We start from the raw sequence: 1,053 nt of genomic DNA, 5'->3' as shown, positions 1-1,053 counted from the left end.
GCTTTATATGCTATTTTTTACATTACAAATGCATATTTTTCAAACAAGGAAAGTACTTAAGAAACATTCAGGATTAAGAGCAAATTTTCATAAAGAATTAATAAAAGAAGGAAAATTAGATAAAATTTATGGTGAACTTTATGATGAGCTTTTTGAAGCAAGAGAAGAAAGTGATTATAAACCTTTTGCGAACTTTGAAACGGAAGAAGTTGAAGAATGGATAAAATTAACAGAAAAATTTATTAAAGAAATGGAAAGATTAATTAGAAATGGCTAAAAATTTTTATAAAGAATTAGAAAACAGCTTAATTTTATACGATTTTTTGATAAATAAAATTGGAGCAGATAAAGAAAGATTTGAGACTAAAATTCTGCCATTTTTAAATGAGCTTGAAATAACAGACTTTATAAAATCACCACAGCAGACAAAATACTTTGAATACCTTACAGACTTAGGTCTAAGTATAGATGAAAAATACGATAGAGCCATTATTGAATACACATACAAAATCAGAAACCAGAGTAAAGAAAGAAAAAATCTATCATTAAAATATTTTCAATATTTATCTCTTTTATTCACAGAAATATTTTTAGACCTTCTAACAGCCGATAAAGAAAAACTTTTAAGTGAGCTTAACCTCTTCCTTGAAGAAAACAAAGAAAAATACAAAAAACTAAAACAATTTGAAGAAAAAGACCTAAATAGACTTGCCTACTGGATGGCAACAGGTAGCGGGAAAACGATTATTTCTCATTACAACTATTTTCAAATCAAAAAATATTTTAAAAATTACAACAAAATAATCCTCATTACTCCAAACGAAGGACTATCAAGACAACATTACGAAGAGCTTATAAAAACAGGAATAAAAGCCGCTTATTACGATGGAAACAAAGCAGTTTTATCACAGGATTATGAAGTTTTAGTAATAGATATAAACAAAATTAGGCTTGAAAATGAGAAAGTAAGTAAAGATGATACAGGTAAAACCATATTTGTAGATGAGTTTGGAAATAATAATATCCTTCTTGTAGATGAAGGACACAAAGGAA

Annotated in this window: 2 protein-coding genes; both read left to right on the top strand. The window is 27.1% G+C overall.

What is annotated here, in order from left to right:
- Positions 1 to 277 (top strand): HEPN domain-containing protein (locus tag HG1285_RS18050; RefSeq protein ID WP_008289728.1); only part of this gene is annotated, 277 nt, incomplete at its 5' end.
- Positions 270 to 1,053, top strand: a 784-nt coding sequence (locus tag HG1285_RS00210) for a DEAD/DEAH box helicase family protein (protein ID WP_008289727.1), incomplete at its 3' end; no start/stop codon positions are given. The genes HG1285_RS18050 and HG1285_RS00210, both read left to right, overlap by 8 nt.

Source organism: Hydrogenivirga sp. 128-5-R1-1 (assembly GCF_000171895.1).
The sequence above is the reverse complement of the archived record's forward strand: the minus strand, read 5'-3'. Positions and strand labels throughout refer to the sequence as shown.